Annotated in this window: 1 protein-coding gene; it reads left to right on the forward strand. The window is 72.0% G+C overall.

The genetic code is table 11. The features are described 5' to 3' along the window. Positions 1-220: 220 nt before the first annotated feature. The gene (locus MXD95_RS04105) at positions 221-583 is read left to right on the forward strand and encodes a VOC family protein (RefSeq protein ID WP_250639175.1); all 363 of its coding nucleotides are present in this window, start codon (positions 221-223) and stop codon (positions 581-583) included. Positions 584-646: the final 63 nt, after the last annotated feature.

Raw genomic sequence — 646 nt, forward strand, 5'->3', positions numbered from 1 at the left:
TCACCGTGACGTCCGGTGACCCGGTTCTGCGGTGAGGCGTCGCTGGCGAACTCGATCTACGGGTTGTTGCGCGAGGGTGGCGCGACGGCGCGCCCGGCCGCTGTCCGGGACGGGCGCTGTCCGGTCCGAAAATGAGTGGAGCCGAGCCACCGCAGTGCGGTTGGGTGGCGACCTGCGGGCCGCCGCGCGGCCCGCGGGCATGGATGAGGAGGAGTGGACGATGCCGATCGCCACGCTGCGAGGCGTGACCCTGGACTGTGCCGATCCGCGGGCGCTGGCCGGGTTCTACCGGGAGATGACAGGCATGGAGCTCGGGTTCAGCGCCGACGGGTTCGTCGCCCTGACCGGCGGTTCCGGCTGTGACCTGGGTTTCCAGCGGGTCGACGGATACCGGGCGCCGCGATGGCCCGGCCAGGTTGTGCCGCAGCAGTTCCACCTGGATCTCGGGGTCGAAGACCTTGACGCGGCGGAGAAGCTGGCGCTGGGACTCGGCGCGGTCAGGCCGGATCACCAGCCCGGCGGCGACCGGTGGCGGGTGCTCCTGGACCCGGCCGGTCACCCTTTCTGCCTGGTCACCGGCTGACCACCGAACTGGCCCGAGGCCGCCTGGGTAGGTCTGGACCGCCTGCACCAGCAGCTCGGCCGG

The organism is Frankia sp. AiPa1 (assembly GCF_023243075.1).
Lineage (GTDB): Bacteria > Actinomycetota > Actinomycetes > Frankiales > Frankiaceae > Frankia.

Excerpts from the sequence above, each read along its gene's own strand:
- MXD95_RS04105 (WP_250639175.1), top strand. The coding sequence starts at position 221 with ATGCCGATCGCCACGCTGCGAGGCGTGACCCTGGACTGTGCCGATCCG.